Genomic DNA, 18,305 nt, shown 5'->3' on the forward strand with positions numbered 1-18,305 from the left:
CCCGGGCAGCTTGGTGCCGGTAAAATCCCGCTTCTGTCCGCCCTCGATGGTGGGCAGATCCCAAGAATAACTACAGAAGAGACATCCCATGTATGCAGTCCTGGTAACTGGCGGCAAGCAGTACCGCGTCGCGCAGGGTGAGACCCTCCGCGTTGAGAAGCTCGAAGCCGAAGCCGGCAGCGAGATCAAGTTCGACACCGTCCTGATGCTCGGCGACGCCGACGGCATCAAGATCGGCGATGCCCTGAAGGGCGCTTCGGTGACCGCCAAGGTCGTGGCCCACGGCCGCGCCGACAAGGTGAAGATCATCAAGTTCCGCCGGCGCAAGCACCACATGAAGCGCCAGGGTCATCGCCAGTACTACACCGAAATCGAAATCACCGGCATCGCCGGCTAATCCAAGGAGAATCCGTCATGGCACATAAAAAGGGCGTAGGCTCCTCGCGCAACGGCCGCGACTCCAACCCGAAGTACCTGGGCGTCAAGATCTTCGGCGGCCAGGCCATCGAAGCCGGCAACATCATCGTGCGTCAGCGCGGCACCCAGTTCCACCCGGGCGCCGGCGTCGGCCTGGGCCGTGACCACACGCTGTTCGCGCTGGTCGACGGCAAGGTCGAGTTCACGGTGAAGGGCCCGAAGAAGCGCCGCACCGTCAGCGTCGTCGCGGAAGCCTGATCTTCCGCACGTGCAGGCGCCCGGGCCACGGCGTGGGCGCCGCCGACGAAAGCCCCGCTTCGGCGGGGCTTCTCGTTTGCAGGTGGTCCCGCGGGCCGCGCATGGCAGGAGGCAGGGAAGGTGATCCGTTACCGGGCTGTGGCCCTGCTGTGCGGCCTGCTGGCCTGCGCGGGATGCGCGGCCGACATTCCCAGCGACCGTGACACCCTGGCCGTGACCGGGCCGCTGGCATCGCTGCAGGCTGATACCCTGGCCCTTCCGCCGGGTTCGCCGCAGTTGCCGGCGTTGTTGGCCGATCCGCAGGGCTGGCGGCCGGCGCCCGGTGTCGGGGGCGTCGAGCGCAGCAGTGCCCGTGGCGATTTCGATGCCGACGGCTGGCTGCGCACCACGGTATTCAGCTGGGACGGGAGTCGCGGCTGGGAAGTCCACATGGCGTACGGCGAGGATGGGCGCGCGCCGCCGGCCACGGTGCGGATCTGGCTGCGGGCGCCGCAGGGCAGCGGGCAACCGGACTGGCCGATGGGCGAGGGCACGGTCCGCTATGCTGGCGCCACGCGCACCCTGCGCTATAAAGGCCAGCGTCCGGGCATCGAAGGTCGCGAGGACTTTGAAAGAACCCTGACCCTTGGTGCGTCCAACCGGGTCGAGCTGGAAGAGTCCACCAGCGTCGCGCCCGATGGCGCCCCCGTGCACAAGCGCCGCCAGGTCCTGGCGCGCGATGCGCAGGGGCGTCCACTGGACGACGCGGAGCTGCTGGAAGGTGCGCAATACCGCGTCTCCAATCACTATTTCCTGCCCGACGGGCGGGGCAACCCCCGCCGCATCGTGCGCCTGTACCGCGCCGCCGGCGCGGCGCAGGACGCGCCGGTGCTGCGGGCCGAAGTAATTCTGAGAACCTTGCGATACCAAGATGAAACTCGTTGATGAAGCCGAAATCTCTGTAATCGCCGGCAACGGCGGCAATGGCTGCGTCGGTTTCCGCCGCGAGAAGTTCATTCCGCTTGGCGGGCCGGACGGCGGCGACGGCGGCGACGGCGGCAGCGTCTGGCTGCGCGCCGACGAAAACCTGAACACCCTGGTCGACTTCCGCCACGAGCGCATCTTCAAGGCGCAGCGCGGCGAGAACGGCATGGGCCGCCAGGCCTACGGCAAGGGCGGCGAAGACCTGGTCATCACCGTGCCGGTCGGCACCGTGGTCATCAATGTCGACACCGACGAGGTGATCGGCGACATGACCCGCCATGGCGACCGCCTGCTGGTGGCCAAGGGCGGCAAGGGCGGCCTGGGCAACATGCACTTCAAGAGCTCCACCAACCGTGCGCCGCGCCAGGCGCTGCCGGGCGAGGAGGGCGAGCAGCGCCTGCTCAAGCTGGAGCTGAAGCTGCTGGCCGACGTCGGCCTGCTGGGCTTTCCCAATGCCGGCAAGAGCACCCTGATCCGCGCGGTCTCGGCGGCGACGCCGAAGGTGGCCGACTACCCGTTCACCACCCTGTACCCGAACCTGGGCGTGGTCAAGGTGGAGAACTACCGCAGCTTCGTGATCGCCGACATCCCCGGCCTGATCGAGGGTGCGGCCGATGGCGCCGGGCTGGGCGCGCAGTTCCTGCGCCACCTGCAGCGCACCCGGTTGCTGCTGCACCTGGTCGACATCTCGCCGATGGAGGGGGGCGTGGAAGGCGTTTCCCCGGTCGAGCAGGTGCGCGCGATCGAGCGCGAGCTGGGCAAGCACGACCCGGCGCTGCTGGAGAAGCCGCGCTGGCTGGTGCTGAACAAGGCCGACCTGATGTTCGAGGACGAGGCGCGGGCCGCGGCCGAGCAGGTGGTCAAGGAGCTGGGCTGGACCGGTCCGTGGTACCTGGTCTCGGCGCTGGGCCGCGAGGGCACCTGGCCGATCATGAAGGACATCATGGCCTTCTTCGACCAGCAGAAGCTGCTCGAGGCCGAGGCGCGCGAAGCGCAGGGCTGAGGCGGCGTTTGCCCCGGAACGCGCGAAAAACCCGGCCGCGGCCGGGTTTTTCGTTCCTGTCCGCGCCCCCGGCGCCCGCTCGTGGGGGCGCGGTTGCGGCCGCGATGCCCCTTTCCGATGGGCTCCGCCCATGCCGTCACGGCAGCTGCCGGATGCCTCGCGGCGCCGGGCGGCAGAAATCCGCAGGGGGAGGGGCTTCCCAGGTCTTCGGTCGGCGGCCCGGCTGGTGATCGGTGGAGGGGCAGTGCCCGGAAGCCGCCGGGAGCGGCTTTCGACCTGGCCAGTCGCCATGGTCCGCAGCGGGTCGGCGATGGAAGGCGGGCACAGGGAAGCTGCCTGGAGCGGTTTCCGGTATTGCCTGCCGATGGCCCGCAGGGTCGTCGTTACCGGATGGCGGGCACAAGGAAACCGCCGAGAGCGGTTTCCGACATCGCCTGTCGGTGGCCCGAAGGGTGTCCGCCCTGGATGGCGGGCACAAGGAAACCGCCGGGAGCGGTTTCCGACATCGCCTGTCGATGGCCCGAAGGGTGTCCGCCCTGGATGGCGGACACAAAAAACCCGGCCGGAGCCGGGCTTTTCGCGTCGGGAGCCGGGCGGCTCCCGGTGATCGCGCCGATCAGGCGGCCTTGAGGGCCTTGATGCGGGCGGTCAGGCGGCTCTTGTGACGGGCGGCCTTGTTCTTGTGGATCAGGCCACGGGCGCTGAAACGGTCGAGGATCGGCTGGGCGACAGCAAAGGCAGCCTCGGCGCCGGCGGCGTCATTGGCATCCAGAGCCTTGATCACCTTCTTGACGGCGGTGCGCAGCATCGAACGCTGAGCCGTGTTACGCGCGTTGCGCACAACGGTCTGCTTGGCGCGCTTCTTGGCGGACTTGATATTGGCCACGGTGGTGGTTTCCTGAAAATCGGTATGGTGGGAACAGCAAGCACGCAAGTATGATGGTTGGCCGAATGAACGTCAAGTCAAGTTGTCAAGGGGGCCGTGGGTGAGTTCACCGCGCATGTTGCGGGGGCTGCTGTCGTTCAGCAGCATGACGATGATCTCGCGGGTGCTGGGCCTGGTCCGCGACCAGGCGATTTCCATCACCTTCGGTGCCAATGCCACCACCGACGCGTTCTGGGTGGCGTTCCGCGTGCCCAACTTCCTGCGCCGGCTGTTTGCCGAGGGTTCGTTCGCCACCGCCTTCGTGCCGGTGTTCACCGAAGTGAAGGAGACCCGTCCGCACGCCGACCTGCGCGAACTGATGGCGCGGGTGTCCGGCACCCTGGGCGGGGTGCTGCTGGTGCTGACCGCGCTGGGCCTGATCTTCACCCCGCAGATCGCCTGGCTGTTCGCCGATGCCGACGCCGCCGACCCGGTCAAGTACGGCCTGCTGGTGGACCTGCTGCGGCTGACTTTCCCGTTCCTGCTGTTCGTGTCGCTGACCGCGCTGGCCGGCGGGGCGCTGAACAGCTTCCAGAAGTTCGCGATGCCGGCGCTGACCCCGGTGATCCTCAACCTGTGCATGATCGCCGGCGCGCTGTGGCTGGCGCCGCGGCTGGAGGTGCCGATCCTGGCCCTGGGCTGGGCGGTGCTGGTGGCCGGCATGCTGCAGCTGCTGTTCCAGCTGCCGTCGCTGAAGGGCATCAACCTGCTGACCCTGCCGCGTTGGGGCTGGAACCATCCCGACGTGCGCAAGGTACTGACCCTGATGGTGCCGACCCTGTTCGGCTCGTCGGTGGCGCAGATCAACCTGATGCTGGACACGGTGATCGCGGCCCGGCTCAGCGACGGTTCGCAGTCCTGGCTGTCGCTGGCCGACCGTTTCCTGGAGCTGCCGCTGGGGGTGTTCGGGGTGGCGCTGGGCACGGTGATCCTGCCGGCGCTGGCCCGGCACCACGTCAAGACCGATGGCGAGGGCTTCTCCAACGCGCTGGACTGGGGCCTGCGCATGACCCTGCTGATCGCGGTGCCGTCCATGCTCGGCCTGCTGCTGCTGGCCCAGCCGCTGATCGCCACCCTGTTCCAGTACCGCGAATTCACCGATTTCGATACCCGCATGACCGCGCTGTCGGTCTACGGGCTGAGCTTCGGCCTGCCGGCGTTCGCGCTGCTGAAGGTGGTGCTGCCGGCGTTCTATTCGCGCCAGGACACCAGGACCCCGGTGCGCGCCGGCGTGGCCGCGCTGGTGGCCAACATGGTGTTCAACTTCGTCCTGCTGGCGGTGCTGTACCAGGTGATGGTGCCCGAGGCACTGAAGGCGCAGGGCGTGATGGCGGCGCTGGCGGCGCAACCGGGCCTGCACCTGGCGCTGGGCATCGCCAGCGCATTGTCCAGCTACCTGAACCTGGCACTGCTGTGGTACTGGCTGGGCAGGACCGGGGTTTACCAGCGCCGCCCGGGCTGGGGCGGCTACGTGCTGCGTCTGGTCGTGGCGTGCGCGGCCATGAGCGCGGTGCTGCTGGGGCTGCTGCACTGGCTGCCCGGCTTTGGCGGCATGGACAAGTGGCAGCGCATCGGCAGCCTGGCGCTGCTGGTGGGCGGCGGCGGCCTGACCTACCTGCTGGCGATGCTCGCCATGGGCTTCCGCCCGCGCGACCTGCGCGAGCAGTGAGGCGGCCGTGCCCGCGCCGCCGCTATACTTCCCGGCTACACATGGCAAAGCGCCGGCCCGCCAGGGCCGGATCCGGGTTTGAATGAGCAGGCTGTTTAGAGACGTCGAGGGCGGGGTGTTGTTCCCGCAGGGAAGCGTGGTCTGCATCGGTGCCTTCGATGGCCTGCACAGGGGCCACCGGGTGCTGGTGCGCCACGCGGTCGAGCGCGCGCGCGCGCTCGGCGTGCCGGCGGTGGCGCTGGCCTTCGAGCCGCTGCCGCGCGAGTTCTTCGCCCGCGACACCCCGCCGCCGCGGCTGATGCTGGCCCGCGACAAAGTGGCCACGCTGCGCGGGCTGGGCATCGACAGCGTCGGCCTGCTGCGCTTCGACGCGAAGATGGCGGCCATCACCGCCGAGGATTTCGTGCGCGGCATGCTGGTGCGCCGGCTGGGCGCACGCGAGGTCTGGATCGGCCCGAAGTTCCACTTCGGCCATCGCCGCGGCGGCGACCTGGCGCTGCTGCAGGCCATGGGCGCCGAGCTGGGCTTCGCCGCCGGCGAGATCGCGCCGGTGCACCTGAACGGCGAGCGCATTTCCAGCACCCGCATCCGCGAACTGCTGGTGGCCGGTGAATTCGGGCAGGCCGCCGACCTGCTGGGCCGCCCGTACACGATCGGCGGCCGGGTGGTGCGCGGGCAGCAGCTCGGGCGCACCCTGGGCTTCCCGACCGCCAACTTGCGTTTCCCGCGGACGCCCGCACTTTCAGGGATCTACGCTACCTGGGTGCACGGCGTCTTCGAGCAACCGTGGCCGTCGGTGTCGAGCTTCGGCACGCGCCCGACCGTGCAGGGCGTGGAGCCGCTGCTGGAAGCCCACCTGTTCGATTTCCAGGGCGACCTGTACGGCCGCCACATCGAGGTCGAGTTCGTCGCCAAGCTGCGTGACGAAGAGAAATTCAACGATCTGCCGGCATTGACCGCGCAGATGCACCGCGATGCCGAACAGGCGCGCACCCTCCTCAACGAACAACGACTGCGAGCCACTGCGTGAGCCAGGACTACAAAGCTACCCTCCACCTGCCGGCGACGGAATTCCCGATGCGCGGCGACCTGCCCAAGCGCGAGCCGGGCATCCTGGCGCGTTGGGAAGAGCAGGGCATCTACGCGCAGTTGCGCGAGAACGCCAAGGGCCGGCCGCTGTTCGTGCTGCACGACGGCCCGCCGTACGCCAACGGCCAGATCCACCTCGGCCACGCGGTCAACAAGATCCTCAAGGACATCATCGTCAAGTCGCGCTACCTGGACGGCTACGACGCGCCCTACGTGCCGGGCTGGGACTGCCATGGCCTGCCGATCGAGATCGCGGTCGAGAAGAAGTGGGGCAAGGTCGGTACCAAGCTCGATGCCGGGCAGTTCCGGCAGAAGTGCCGCGAGTACGCCGAGGAGCAGATCAACCTGCAGCGCGCCGACTTCAAGCGCCTGGGCGTGATCGGCGACTGGGACAACCCGTACAAGACGCTGAGCTTCGATTTCGAGGCCAACGAGATCCGCGCGCTGGCCAAGATCGTCGCCAACGGCCACCTGGTGCGCGGCGCCAAGCCGGTGCACTGGTGCTTCGACTGCGGCTCGGCGCTGGCCGAGGCCGAGATCGAATACCAGGACAAGACCTCGCCGGCGATCGACGTTGCCTACACCGCGCGCGATCCGCAGCAGCTGGCCGCCCGTTTCGGCGTCGCGCTGCCGGCCGGGGTGGAGGTGGCGGTGCCGATCTGGACCACCACCCCGTGGACCCTGCCGGCCTCGCTGGCGGTGTCGCTGGGCGCGGACATCGAGTACGCGCTGGTCGAAGGCCCGGCCCACGACGGCCGGCCGCGCTGGCTGGTGCTGGCCGCGGCGTTGGCCGAGCGTTCGCTGGCCCGCTACGGCGTGGCCGAGGTGGTCGTGCACGGCCATGCCAAGGGCGCGGCGCTGGAGAACCAGCTGCTGGCCCACCCGTTCTACGCCGAGCGCGACCTGCCGCTGCTCAACGGCGAACATGTCTCCGATACCGACGGTACCGGTGCGGTGCACACCGCGCCCGGCCACGGCCAGGAGGACTTCGCGGTCAGCCAGCAGTACGGGGTGATGGATGCGTACACCGCCGCCCAGATCAACCCGGTCGATGGCCGTGGCGTCTACCTGCCGTCCACGCCGCCGGCCGGCGACGTCGAACTGGCCGGCGTGCACCTGTGGAAGGCGCAGCCGCTGATCGTCGACGTGCTGCGCGGCAACGGCGCGCTGCTGGCGTTCGCCGAGATCCAGCACAGCTACCCGCACTGCTGGCGCCACAAGACGCCGGTGGTGTTCCGTGCCACCCCGCAGTGGTTCATCTCGATGGACAAGGCCGGGCTGCGCGCCGATGCCATGGCCGCGATCGACAACGTCGGCTGGTTCCCGGGCTGGGGCAAGGCGCGCATCGCCAGCATGGTCGATGGCCGTCCGGACTGGTGCATCAGCCGCCAGCGCACCTGGGGCGTGCCGATCGCGCTGTTCACCCACCGCGAGACCGGGCAGCCGCACCCGCGCACGGTCGAACTGATGCAGCAGGTGGCCGACCGCGTGCAGGACGGCGGCATCGACGCGTGGTACTCGCTGGACCCGGCCGAGCTGCTCGGCGACGAGGCCGCGCAGTACGAGAAGGTCACCGACATCCTCGACGTCTGGTTCGACTCGGGCGTCACCCATGAAGGCGTGCTGCTGGCGCGCGGTTTCGGCAAGCCGGCCGACCTGTACCTGGAAGGCTCGGACCAGCACCGCGGCTGGTTCCAGTCCTCGCTGCTGACCGGCGTGGCCATCGACAAGGCGGCGCCGTACAGGCAGTGCCTGACCCATGGTTTCACCGTGGACGAGCACGGCCGCAAGATGTCCAAGTCGCTGGGCAACGGCATCGAGCCGCAGGAAATCATGCGCACGCTGGGCGCGGACATCCTGCGCCTGTGGATCGCCTCGGCCGACTACAGCAACGAGATGTCGCTGTCGCAGGAGATCCTCAAGCGCAATGCCGACGCCTACCGGCGCCTGCGCAACACCGCGCGCTTCCTGCTCGGCAACCTGGACGGCTTCGATCCGTCGCGGCACCTGCGCCCGCTCGAGGACATGGTGGCGCTGGACCGCTGGATCGTGCACCGCGCGTTCGAGCTGCAGGAGAAGATCAAGGCCGCCTACGCCAGCTACAACATGGCCGAGATCGTGCAGCTGCTGCTGAATTTCTGCAGCGTCGACCTGGGCTCGCTGTACCTGGACGTGACCAAGGACCGCCTGTACACGATGCCGGCCGATTCGCGCGGGCGCCGTTCGGCGCAGAGCGCGATGTACCGCATCGCCGAGGCGTTCGTGCGCTGGGTCGCGCCGATCCTGACCTTCACCGCCGACGAGCTGTGGGGCTACCTGCCGGGCGAGCATGCCGGCAACGTGCTGTTCACCACCTGGTACGACGGCCTGGCGCCGCTGCCGGCCGACGCGCAGCTGTCGGCCGCCGACTTCGAGCAGTTGCTGGCGCTGCGCGAGCAGGTGGCCAAGGTGCTGGAGCCGATGCGCGCCAATGGCGCCATCGGTGCCGCGCTGGAGGCCGAGATCACCGTGGCCGCCAGCCAGGAGCAGGCGGTGCGCTGGCAGCCGCTGGCCGATGAGCTGCGTTTCCTGTTCATCAGCGGCGACGTGAGCGTGCGCCCGGCGACCACCGACGAGGTGTTCGTCAGCGCCCAGCCGACCGAGAAGGCCAAGTGCGTGCGCTGCTGGCACCATCGCGGCGACGTCGGCGCCAACGCCGACCACCCGGAGCTGTGCGGCCGCTGCGTCGGCAACATCGACGGTGCCGGCGAAGACCGCCGCTGGTTCTGACCCGGGCGTTACCCGGGACGGAGGCCGTGCGATGGCGCCGCCTCCGTCCCATGCCACTCCACTACAGGCGCATTACATGCAAGCAAAGGCTGTCAAACCCAACGCATTGATCTGGCTGCTGGTGTCGGCAGCGGTCATCGGCCTGGACCAGTGGAGCAAGGCCTGGGTGCTGGCCAGCCTGCCCGAATTCACGCCGGTGCCGGTGATCGACGGCTTCTGGAACTGGTACCGCACCTACAACACCGGCGCGGCATTCAGCTTCCTCAGCGACGCCGGCGGCTGGCAGCTGTGGTTCTTCACCGCGCTGGCGGTGGCCATCAGCGGCCTGATGGCGTTCTGGCTGTCGCGCACCGCGCGCGGCAACTGGCGCGCGGCGCTGCCGTACGCGCTGGTGATCGGCGGTGCCATCGGCAACGTCATCGACCGCCAGCTCCACGGCCACGTGGTGGACTTCATCCAGTGGTATGTCGGCGACCACTACTGGCCGTCGTTCAACATCGCCGATTCGGCGATCGTGGCCGGCGCCATCGGCATCGCCCTGTCCGGGCTGTTCGACGGGAAGAAGCGCGAACAGGGCGCCGGGAGCGGGCAATGATGCGGCGCGGTTTCGCTCCGGTTCCCCTTGTTTCCCGTTGCCGCCGTTAGAATCGCCGCATGGACGTATTGCTTGCCAACCCCCGCGGCTTCTGCGCCGGCGTCGACCGCGCCATCGAGATCGTCAAGCGCGCGATCGAGACGCTGGGCGCCCCCATCTACGTGCGCCACGAAGTCGTGCACAACCGCTTCGTGGTCGACGACCTGAAGCAGCGCGGCGCGATCTTCGTCGAGGAGCTGCACGAGGTGCCGGACGGCAACACGGTGATCTTCAGCGCCCACGGCGTGTCGCAGGCGGTGCGCGACGAGGCCGACCGGCGCGGGCTCAAGGTGTTCGACGCGACCTGCCCGCTGGTGACCAAGGTGCATTTCGAGGTCGCGCGGCATTGCCGCGCCGGCCGCGACGTGGTGCTGATCGGCCACGAGGGCCATCCCGAAGTCGAGGGCACGATGGGGCAGTGGCGCAATGAAGCCGGGGCCGGTGCGATCTACCTGGTCGAAGACGAGGACGACGTGGCCGCGCTGGTCGTTGGCCAGCCCGAGAACCTTGCCTACACCACCCAGACCACGCTGTCGGTGGACGACACCCGCAGCGTGATCGCCGCGCTGCGGGCCAAGTTCCCCGCCATCCAGGGGCCGAAGAACGACGACATCTGCTACGCCACGCAGAACCGCCAGGACGCGGTGCGCGAACTGGCGCAGCAGTGCGACCTGGTGCTGGTGGTCGGTTCGCCGAACAGTTCCAACTCCAACCGCCTGGCCGAACTGGCCCGCCGCGAGGGCGTGGAGTCGTACCTGATCGATGGCGCGCACGAGATCGACCCGCAGTGGGTGGCCGGCAAGCAGCGCGTCGGCCTGACCGCCGGCGCCTCGGCGCCGCAGGTGCTGGTCGATGGCGTGATCGAGCGCCTGCGCGAACTCGGTGCCGGCGGCGTCGCCGAGCTGGCCGGCGAGCCGGAGTCGATGGTGTTCGCGCTGCCCAAGGAACTGCGCCTGCGCCTGGTCGATTGACCACATCGCCGGCCAGCCCCTACAATTCGCGGCTCCGCCGGAATAGCTCAGTTGGTAGAGCGGCGCATTCGTAATGCGTAGGTCGCAGGTTCGACTCCTGTTTCCGGCACCAGCATCGAACCAGAGGCCAGGCGTCCGCGCCTGGCCTTTTGTTTTGCCGCGCGTGCCGGCCGGCGGCGGTCAGTGGAACTGCAGGGTGAGCTGGAAATAGCGCCCCAGCGGATCGTCCAGGCCGGCGGACAGGCCGCCGTTGCCGGGCAGGTAGTTCACCGGCTGGGTGTCGAGCAGGTTGAGGACGTCCAGCGCCGCGGTCATGCGCGTGCCGATGCGGCGATCCAGGTGCAGGTTCCAGCGCAGCTGCGCCGGGTTGCTGCACTGGTCGTTGCCGCGCTGCGCCGCCGGGCAGCTGCCTGCGGCCGGCCAGGCGCGGGTGCTGCCGGCATAGCGCGCATGCAGCGCACTGCCCCAGCGCGCGCCCTGCCAGTGCAGCGAGGCATTGGCCGCCGTGCCCGGGGTGGCGTGGCCACGCAGGTCGATCCAGCGGTTGCCGGCGCGCTCGCGACGGCGCAGCGTCTGCTGGTGGACCGCATCCAGCGACAGTCGCCACTGCCCGGCGGCGGAGCTGCGCAGGTAGTCGCCGTGCAGCACCCAGTTGCGCGACACGGTGCGCCCGATGTTGTCGAAATACAGGCGCAACGACTGCAGCCGGCCGCGCTCGTCGATCAGCCAGGTATCCGCGTTCCAGCCGGCATCGGCCGGGCGCAGCGCCAGGATCTCGTTGCGCAGTTCGACGCGGTTGTGGGTGAGCGACAGGCTGAGTGCGGGCGTTGGGCTCCAGATGGCGCCCAGGCTCTGGTTGCGCGAGGTTTCGGCGCGCACGCCGGTGTTTTCCACCACCTGCACGTCCACCAGGCAGGCGCCATCGACGGGGTGCGCGCAGGCCGGCAGCGTGGGCGACCACGGCACGGCTTCGGCGCCGAAGTAACCCGGTGGGCGGCGTCGTTCGAACAGGCTCGGCGCGCGGTAGCCGCGGCCGCTCGAGAACAGCATCGACCACGCCGGCGAGGGGTTCCAGCGCAGCCCGGCGCGCGGCGAGAACGAGAATTCGCCGGCGTCGTGGTCCAGCCGTGCGGCCAGGTCCAGGCGCAGTGGCTCGGCCAGCGGCAGGCCCAGTTCGACGTAGCCGGCGTTGCTCTGGCTGGAAAGGCGCCGGCGGTCGGTGGGCAGGCCCAGCGCCAGTTCGCCGTCCTCGAGCAGCCGGTCCGGGCGCGAGGTCCAGGTTTCGTGCCGCAGGTCGATGCCCGTCGCCAGTTGCGCGGTACCGCCTGCCAGCGTGCCCAGGGCGTGGCGCACGCCCCACCACGCCAGCCACTGGTCGGTGCGGCCGCGGTTGCGGCTGCGCGGGAACAACTGCGCGCGCAGGGCCGGGTCCAGCGCGGTGAAGCCCGGGATGTAGCCGTCTGCCATGGCATCGAACAACCGCGCGGTGCGCACCGCGCCCTCGGTCGAGAGCGTGGTTTCGCTGCGCTGCCGGCCCAGCCCGGCTTCCCAGCCGCCATCGCCGCGGTCGCGGCCGATGCCAGCGGCAAGGTCCAGTTCGAGGCTGCGGACCGCCGGGCGCACGCTGCCGCCTTCTTGGAACACATGGTTGATCAGGCTGCCGTCGGCCAGGCGCAGGGCCGCCGCCGTCGGCCCCAGTTCGTAGCGCTGGCGGGCAAGGCTGGCGCGCAGTTCGGCATGGGCGTGCAGGCCGTTGCCCGCGTCGTGCCGCCAATGGCCGTAGGCGGCGGCGGTGGAGGCGGCGGGCTGCAGCGAGCGCGGGCGCGAACTGTCGTACCAGCAGCCGCTGTCCTCGCGCATGCCCGACGGGCACAGGTAGGCCGGCAGGTAATACCCGTCGCGGGTCAGCAGGCCGATCGGATAGCGCTGCCGTTCGCGGTGCCAGCCACGGCGGTCGCCGGCGACATGGTCGGTCCGTTGCAGGTCGATGCCGAGGAACCAGTCGTCGCCGGCAGCGCCATTGCCGGTGGCGGCCTGCACCCGGTACTGGGCGCCGTCGCCCTGGTTGCTGGTGCCGGTCTGCAGCATGGCCTCCGGGCCATCGGCGTGGTCGCGCAGCACGATGTTGACCACGCCGGCCATGGCATCGGCACCGTAGATGGCCGAGGCGCCGCCGCGCACCAGTTCGATGCGTTCGACAAAGCTCAGCGGCAGGCCGCCTAGGTCGGTGAGGGCGCCCTGCTGCAGCGACACCATGGGGTAGCGCGGCAGGCGCCTGCCGTTGACCAGGAACAGGGTGGCGCGCGGCCCCATCCCGTCCAGGCTGGTGGCCGCCGCGGCGCCGCCGGGCAGGTAGGGCGAATCGCCATCGCGCGCGCCTTCCACCGGCGGCCGCCCGTTCATGCCGGGCAGGTGGCGCAGCAGGTCGAACAGCGAGCCGTAGCCACTGCGTCGAATGTCGTCGCGCTCGATCACCTCCACGTTCATCGTGGTCTGCAGCGAGGTGCGCGGCAGGCGGCTGCCGGTGACGTGCAGCGGCGCCAGCTCGACCTCCGGCGCCGTCACCACTGGCGCGGCCGCCGCCGCAGGCGCAGCGGTGGGTTTGCGGACGGGGCGGGGCGCTGCCTGCTGGCGGCGTACGGTGAAGATGCCCGCCGGCGAGCGCGCCAGCCTGACCGGCAGTCCCTGCAGCAGGTGTTCCAGTGCGGCCACCGGCGGCAGCGTGCCCTCGACCCCGACGCTGTCCAGCCCGGCCAGTTCGCGGGCGTCGAACAGCAGCGGGGTGTCACCCTGTCGCGACCATTCGCGCAGGGCCTGCACCAATGGGCCGCGCGCGACCCGGTACTCCACCTTCTCGCCCGCCGGCGCGGCCATGGCCGGCGACACGGCCAGCAACGCCAGGTACAACAGGGTCGGGCGCAGACGGTCGATCAGCGTACCCATTGCGCGGTTCAGCGCTCGCCGCGCAGCTCGAGCGCACCGTCGGCGCGCGTGCGCGCGCTGACCGACCAGCCCAGTTCCAGCGCGGACAGCAGCGCGGCCTGGTCGCCGGCGGCGAAGCTGCCGCTCACGGCCAGCGGCGCCAGTGCCGGATCGCCAATGACCAGCGGCGTGGTGGTGTAGCGGTTCATCCGCGCGATCACCACCGGCAACGGCGTGGCGTCGAACAGCAGCCGGCCCTGCGGCCAGGCCTCGGCCTGTGGCTGCACAAGCGCGCGGGCGGGCTCGATCCGGCCCGACCGCAGCACCCGCAGCTGCTGCCCCGGGCGCAGCGTCGCGTGCATGCCCTGGGTACCCTGGCTGTCGATCTCCAGGGCGCCCTCGAGCAGGGCGATGTCGATATGTCCATCGTCCAGCAGCTCGACCTGGAAGGTGGTGCCGATATCGCGCAGCACGCTGTTGCCCGCCTGCACCCGCATCGGTCGGGACGACGCCGCCACCTGCAGTTGCATCCGGCCCTGCTGCAGTTCGATGCCGCGCCTGCGCCAGCCGAACCGGGCGGTCAGGGTGGTGCGGGCATCGAGCACCACGACGCTGCCGTCGCCGAGCACCTGGCGTTGCGGGGCCAGGCCGCTGTTGACGTAGGTGTGCGGGGTGGGGCTGCCGTCGGTGGCCAGTACCCAGGCGGTTCCCACCGCCAGGCACAGCGCCGCGGCCGCGGCCAGCCCGAACAGCGGGCGCCGGTAGAGAGGGCTCCGGACCACGGCGCGCGCGCCGGCGCGCAGCCAGGGGTCATCGCGCAGCGTGGCCGCGCGCGCGTGCAGCCGTTCGGCCTCGGCCCAGGCGTGTACGCGCGCCGGATCGGCCGCCAGCCACTCCTCGAACGCCGCGCGTTCGGCGCGCGTGCAGTCGGCGGCATCCAGCCGTGCCACCCAGGCCGCGGCGCGCGCGAACAGCGCGTCGCCGGCCGCTGCATCGCGCCCGCTCATTCATCCCCGCCCATGCCGAACGCGTCGGCACCCAGTTCCCGGCGCAGCCCCTGCAGGGCCCGCGCGACATGCTTTTCCACGGTCTTGGCGGTGATGCCGCGGTGGCGCGCGATCTGGCTGTAGCTCATGCCGGTGATGCGGTTGAGCAGGTAGACCTCGCGGCAGCGCTCGGGCAGTTTCAGCAGCGCCTGGCGCAGCGCATTGAGCATCTGCCCGGATTCGGCCTGGCGCAGCGGCCCTGGCGTGGTGAACGGCGCCTCGGTCGGCAGGTCCTGTTCGGCCAGTGGCAGGTGTGGCGCGGCGAGCGGCGAACGGCCACGGTCGGCCAGGCGGTTGCGCGCGATCCGGTACAGCAGCAGCTTCAACTCCGTGTGTGGATGCCCGCGGTAACGGATCAGCCGCTCCATGCAGTCCTGCACGATGTCCTCGGCGTCCTCCTCGCCGGCGCCGCGCGCGCGCAGGAAGGCGCGCAGCGGCTCGCGCTGTTCGCGCAGAAACAGCGCGAAGCCATCGCCGGCGGGGGCGGCACCATCGACCGGGGCACGGGAAGCGGACAGTCGGGGGATCCGATGCGGAAGATGGCGGAGAGTGTACGCAGCGCGGCGCCGGTGGGCAGCCCCGGGGGAATTCCGCGCGGCTTGATGAACGCGTTCATGTCCGGCGGACCGGGCGACTGGGGGTGGTGGGTGCCTCGTCGCGTTCTGCTGGGGTCCCGCAGGCGCGGGATGAGCGGGAATACCGCTGCAACCATGGAGAGAGAAGTGCGAATGAAACGATCGGTATTGAGTATGGCGCTGTCCGGACTGCTGGCCACCGCCGCTGTCGGTGTGGCCGGCGACGCGAGCGCGATGACGGTCCACGTCAACGGTGACCGCATCTTCCTGAGCGGCGACGTCACCCTGGCCGACATCGTGGCGCTGCCGGCGATGCTGGCCAAGGCCGAGGCCGAAGGGCGGCCGTTCCGCGAGGTGGTGCTGCGCACGTCCAACGGCGGCGCGCTGATCAGCGGCGAATGGCTGCAGGCGGTGATCCGCACCGCCGGCCTGAACACCATCGTTTCCGGCCGCTGCATCTCTTCCTGCTCGATCATGCAGTCCGGTGGCGTCGAGCGTTACATGGCCGGCGACCTGCCGACCGAAGTGGACTCGGTGCAGATCCACGCCGCCAGCTCCGGCGGCCGCGTGACCTACGGGCCGTCGCCGCGCATGTTCGGCATCTACACCGGCAACTACGGCGGCGGCATGGACGAGGGGCTGCTGTACAAGGCGCTGTTCGAGGTGACCCAGCCCAACGGCCTGCTGGTGTTCGCCGACCCGGCGCGCACCAACGGCGACTCGGTCAGCTTCGATCCGGACGGTACCGGCCGCGCGGAAGAGACCTTCCCCGGCCAGGACATGTTCAACAACAACATCATGACCTCGGCCGACTACCGCAACCCGGGCGACACCCTGCGGGTGACGTCCAACGTGACCGGCGACATCAATCCCGGCTACCTGCGTACCGGCCGGCTGCTGCAGGCGCTGGTGGACGACGATTTCGCCCGCTGGACCGACGCCGATTACGGCACCACCTACATCAACCTGGCCGTCACGATCTACAACCTGGCGCAGAACGGCCCCAACGGCATCGGCCAGTTCTCGCTCCAGGATTACCTGAGCGATCCGGGGATCCAGGCGCTGCTGGGCTCCAAGCTGCGGCTTGACCAGCTTGATGCGTCGGCCCTGGCCGACTCGGCCGGCGTGATCAGCATCGGCAACGGTGCGGTATGGCGGACCGCGGCCACCACCGGCGCCGACCTGATGCGCGTGGAGAACGGCACGATCGCACTGGAGGGCGGTGCCCTGCGCACCACCGAGCTGCGCGTGCAGCGCGCCGGCGCGCTGGTCGGCCATGGCGACATCGGTTCGGCGACCATCGACTCGGACGCCATGCTCGGCATCACCGGGCCGTCGTGGCGCGAGGACGGCTTCAGCCGCGTGGTCGTCAATGGCCTGCTGATGCCGCGTGGCGGCGACCTCACCACCCATGGCTACGTCAACATCCAGCCGGGCTCGCTGGTGGCCTTCGACGTGACCGAGGCCGGCGGCGCGGCCGCGGGCCGCCTGCGCGTGGGCGGGTTCTTCGACGGTGGCATGAACGAGGGCGCGCTGGTCGTGGCGCCGGGCGCACAGCTGGCGCTGAACGTGGCCGAGGGCTTCTATGGCGCCGACTATACCCGCGAGCTGATCGACGGCCCGATCTACATGGCCGGGGCCTACAAGGGCTTCCAGCAGGTCGCGCGCCTGGGCGATGACGCCTACAGCGCCAGCATCGTCGACGGCGAGGTGTTCCGCCCGCGCGCCAACTCGCTGCTGAGCTTCAACGTGCACCAGAGCGCCGATGGCCTGTGGCTGACCGCCAACACCGGCTTCGAGCAGACCGGGCTCTTCGCCAACACGCAGTCCGGCGATGGCCTGGGCCGCGCGCTGGCCGCGGCCGCCAACAGCGGTCGCGCCGGCATGAAGCCGCTGCTGGGCGCGCTGCAGTTCTCCGACCGCGACGTGATCCGGCAGCAGGCCGGTGCGCTGCGCGGCGACGCGCACGCCACCCTGCAGCTGGCCGACGCCGCGCTGGTCGACAGCATCGGCAACGTCATCCAGCGCCACCAGTTCGACATGCGCAGCAACGGTGGCGATGCCGATGGCCTGGCCGCGCGTGCGGCGCAGGCGGCGTCGGCGCAGCCGGGCATGGGCAGCAGCAGCCTGTTCAGCCAGCTGGCCATGCACCTGGTCGAGCCGGCCGCCAATGGCGAAGGCGAGGGTGGCATGCAGGGCGGCGACAGCCGCCGTGGCGTCGGCATCTGGGGCCGCGGCTTCAGCACCCAGGGCCGGATCAAGGCGCAGGGCGACGTTGCCGGGATGAAGCAGAACATCGGCGGCATCGTGGTCGGCGCCGACACCCGGGTGGCCGACGACAAGGTGGCGCTGGGCGTGAGCGTGGCCGCGGCCGACATGTCGGCCAAGGGCCGCGATGGTTCGGATTTCCACGGCGACGTGCGTGCCCTGGACATCGGCGGCTACCTGGACGCGGCCTATGCCAAGGGCTACGTGACCGCCTCGGTGCGCTATACCGACCTGCGCCACGACACCCGTCGCGGCATTGCCGGCATCGCCGGCCTGGACGCCCCGCTGCGCGCCAAGTACGACAGCGACGCGCTGTCGGCGCGCGTGGAGCACGGGCTGTCGTTCACCACCGCCGGCGGCACCGTGGTGCAGCCGCTGCTGCCGGTGGTCGACTACACCCGCCTGTCCAACGCCCGCTTCAACGAAGGCCAGGCCGTGGGCGCGCTGAGCGGCCGCAGCGGCAGCCTGGAGAGCCTGCGCGTCGGCGCCGGCCTGCAGCTGTTCAAGAGCTTCCACGGCAGCAACGGCGAGCGCATCACCCCGCACGCGCGAGTGCTGTGGCAGCAGGAGCTGGGCGATTCGCAGGCCCGCTTCACCTCGGCCTTCGCCGCGGCGCCGGACCTGACCTTCGGTGCGGCCAGCCAGGCCGTGGGCGAGCAGCTGCTGTCGTGGAACCTGGGCGTCAGCAGCCGCGCCAGCGAACGCCTGTCGGTGATGTTCGACTACGTCGGCGAGCGCCGCGACGGCCAGACCGTGAACGGCGTCATGCTGGGCGTCGGCTACCGCTTCTGACCCC

14 protein-coding genes and 1 tRNA gene are annotated in these 18,305 nt (G+C 70.2%); 11 read left to right on the forward strand and 4 right to left on the reverse strand.

Going from position 1 to position 18,305, the window contains the following annotated elements:
• Positions 1 to 88 precede the first annotated feature (88 nt).
• The 4 genes from rplU (at position 89) to obgE (ending at position 2,641) form a co-directional block, all read left to right on the forward strand.
• Positions 89 to 397: a 50S ribosomal protein L21 gene (gene rplU / locus AC06E6_RS07810; protein WP_054664165.1), complete on the forward strand. Its 309-nt coding sequence runs from the start codon at positions 89 to 91 to the stop codon at positions 395 to 397.
• A gap of 17 nt (positions 398 to 414) precedes the next feature.
• Positions 415 to 675 carry a 50S ribosomal protein L27 gene (gene rpmA, locus AC06E6_RS07815; RefSeq protein WP_104938357.1) on the forward strand — a complete coding sequence of 87 codons (261 nt, stop codon included), beginning with the start codon at positions 415 to 417 and terminating at the stop codon, positions 673 to 675.
• Between the two features lie 120 nt (positions 676 to 795).
• Positions 796 to 1,599, forward strand: coding sequence for a hypothetical protein (locus AC06E6_RS07820; RefSeq protein WP_478060811.1), 804 nt, complete (start codon positions 796 to 798; stop codon positions 1,597 to 1,599).
• The gene (gene obgE / locus AC06E6_RS07825; RefSeq protein ID WP_161614127.1) at positions 1,586 to 2,641 is read left to right on the forward strand and encodes a GTPase ObgE; all 1,056 of its coding nucleotides are present in this window, start codon (positions 1,586 to 1,588) and stop codon (positions 2,639 to 2,641) included. Before AC06E6_RS07820 ends, obgE begins: the two co-directional genes overlap by 14 nt.
• A gap of 616 nt (positions 2,642 to 3,257) precedes the next feature.
• On the opposite strand, the gene rpsT is transcribed toward obgE, so the two are convergent.
• Positions 3,258 to 3,527, reverse strand: coding sequence for a 30S ribosomal protein S20 (gene rpsT / locus AC06E6_RS07830; protein ID WP_054664179.1), 270 nt, complete (start codon positions 3,525 to 3,527; stop codon positions 3,258 to 3,260).
• Positions 3,528 to 3,642: 115 nt separating this feature from the next.
• On the opposite strand from rpsT, the gene murJ reads away from it, so the two are divergent.
• The 6 genes from murJ (at position 3,643) to AC06E6_RS07860 (ending at position 10,810) form a co-directional block, all read left to right on the forward strand.
• The gene (gene murJ, locus AC06E6_RS07835) at positions 3,643 to 5,235 is read left to right on the forward strand and encodes a murein biosynthesis integral membrane protein MurJ (protein ID WP_478060814.1); all 1,593 of its coding nucleotides are present in this window, start codon (positions 3,643 to 3,645) and stop codon (positions 5,233 to 5,235) included.
• An 82-nt stretch (positions 5,236 to 5,317) separates the two neighbouring features.
• Complete coding sequence (locus tag AC06E6_RS07840; RefSeq protein ID WP_478060816.1) at positions 5,318 to 6,265, forward strand: bifunctional riboflavin kinase/FAD synthetase; 948 nt, start codon at positions 5,318 to 5,320, stop codon at positions 6,263 to 6,265.
• Positions 6,262 to 9,093 (forward strand): isoleucine--tRNA ligase, encoded by a 2,832-nt coding sequence (gene ileS, locus AC06E6_RS07845; protein WP_478060817.1) that lies wholly within the window; start codon positions 6,262 to 6,264, stop codon positions 9,091 to 9,093. The genes AC06E6_RS07840 and ileS overlap by 4 nt, the downstream gene beginning before the upstream one ends.
• A 76-nt stretch (positions 9,094 to 9,169) precedes the next feature.
• Complete coding sequence (gene lspA / locus AC06E6_RS07850) at positions 9,170 to 9,688, forward strand: signal peptidase II (protein WP_240211598.1); 519 nt, start codon at positions 9,170 to 9,172, stop codon at positions 9,686 to 9,688.
• Positions 9,689 to 9,747: 59 nt separating this feature from the next.
• Positions 9,748 to 10,698 (forward strand): 4-hydroxy-3-methylbut-2-enyl diphosphate reductase, encoded by a 951-nt coding sequence (ispH, locus tag AC06E6_RS07855; protein WP_161614130.1) that lies wholly within the window; start codon positions 9,748 to 9,750, stop codon positions 10,696 to 10,698.
• 36 nt (positions 10,699 to 10,734) lie between these two features.
• A tRNA-Thr gene (locus AC06E6_RS07860) sits at positions 10,735 to 10,810 on the forward strand.
• 68 nt (positions 10,811 to 10,878) lie between these two features.
• Here the strand turns inward: AC06E6_RS07860 and AC06E6_RS07865 are convergent.
• The 3 genes from AC06E6_RS07865 to AC06E6_RS07875 are packed head-to-tail and all read right to left on the reverse strand — an operon-like array spanning position 10,879 to position 15,127.
• Positions 10,879 to 13,641 (reverse strand): TonB-dependent receptor plug domain-containing protein, encoded by a 2,763-nt coding sequence (locus AC06E6_RS07865; RefSeq protein ID WP_478060820.1) that lies wholly within the window; start codon positions 13,639 to 13,641, stop codon positions 10,879 to 10,881.
• Between the two features lie 8 nt (positions 13,642 to 13,649).
• Positions 13,650 to 14,627, reverse strand: a complete 978-nt coding sequence (locus AC06E6_RS07870) for a FecR family protein (RefSeq protein WP_478060822.1) — start codon at positions 14,625 to 14,627, stop codon at positions 13,650 to 13,652.
• Positions 14,624 to 15,127, reverse strand: coding sequence for an RNA polymerase sigma factor (locus AC06E6_RS07875; protein ID WP_313229800.1), 504 nt, complete (start codon positions 15,125 to 15,127; stop codon positions 14,624 to 14,626). Before AC06E6_RS07875 ends, AC06E6_RS07870 begins: the two co-directional genes overlap by 4 nt.
• A 267-nt stretch (positions 15,128 to 15,394) precedes the next feature.
• Here AC06E6_RS07875 and AC06E6_RS07880 point away from each other — a divergent pair, with 267 nt between their 5' ends.
• The gene (locus AC06E6_RS07880; protein WP_240211595.1) at positions 15,395 to 18,301 is read left to right on the forward strand and encodes an autotransporter outer membrane beta-barrel domain-containing protein; all 2,907 of its coding nucleotides are present in this window, start codon (positions 15,395 to 15,397) and stop codon (positions 18,299 to 18,301) included.
• Positions 18,302 to 18,305 lie beyond the last annotated feature (4 nt).

It is taken from the genome of Stenotrophomonas sp. Steno-Z10-HUANG (assembly GCF_056393075.1).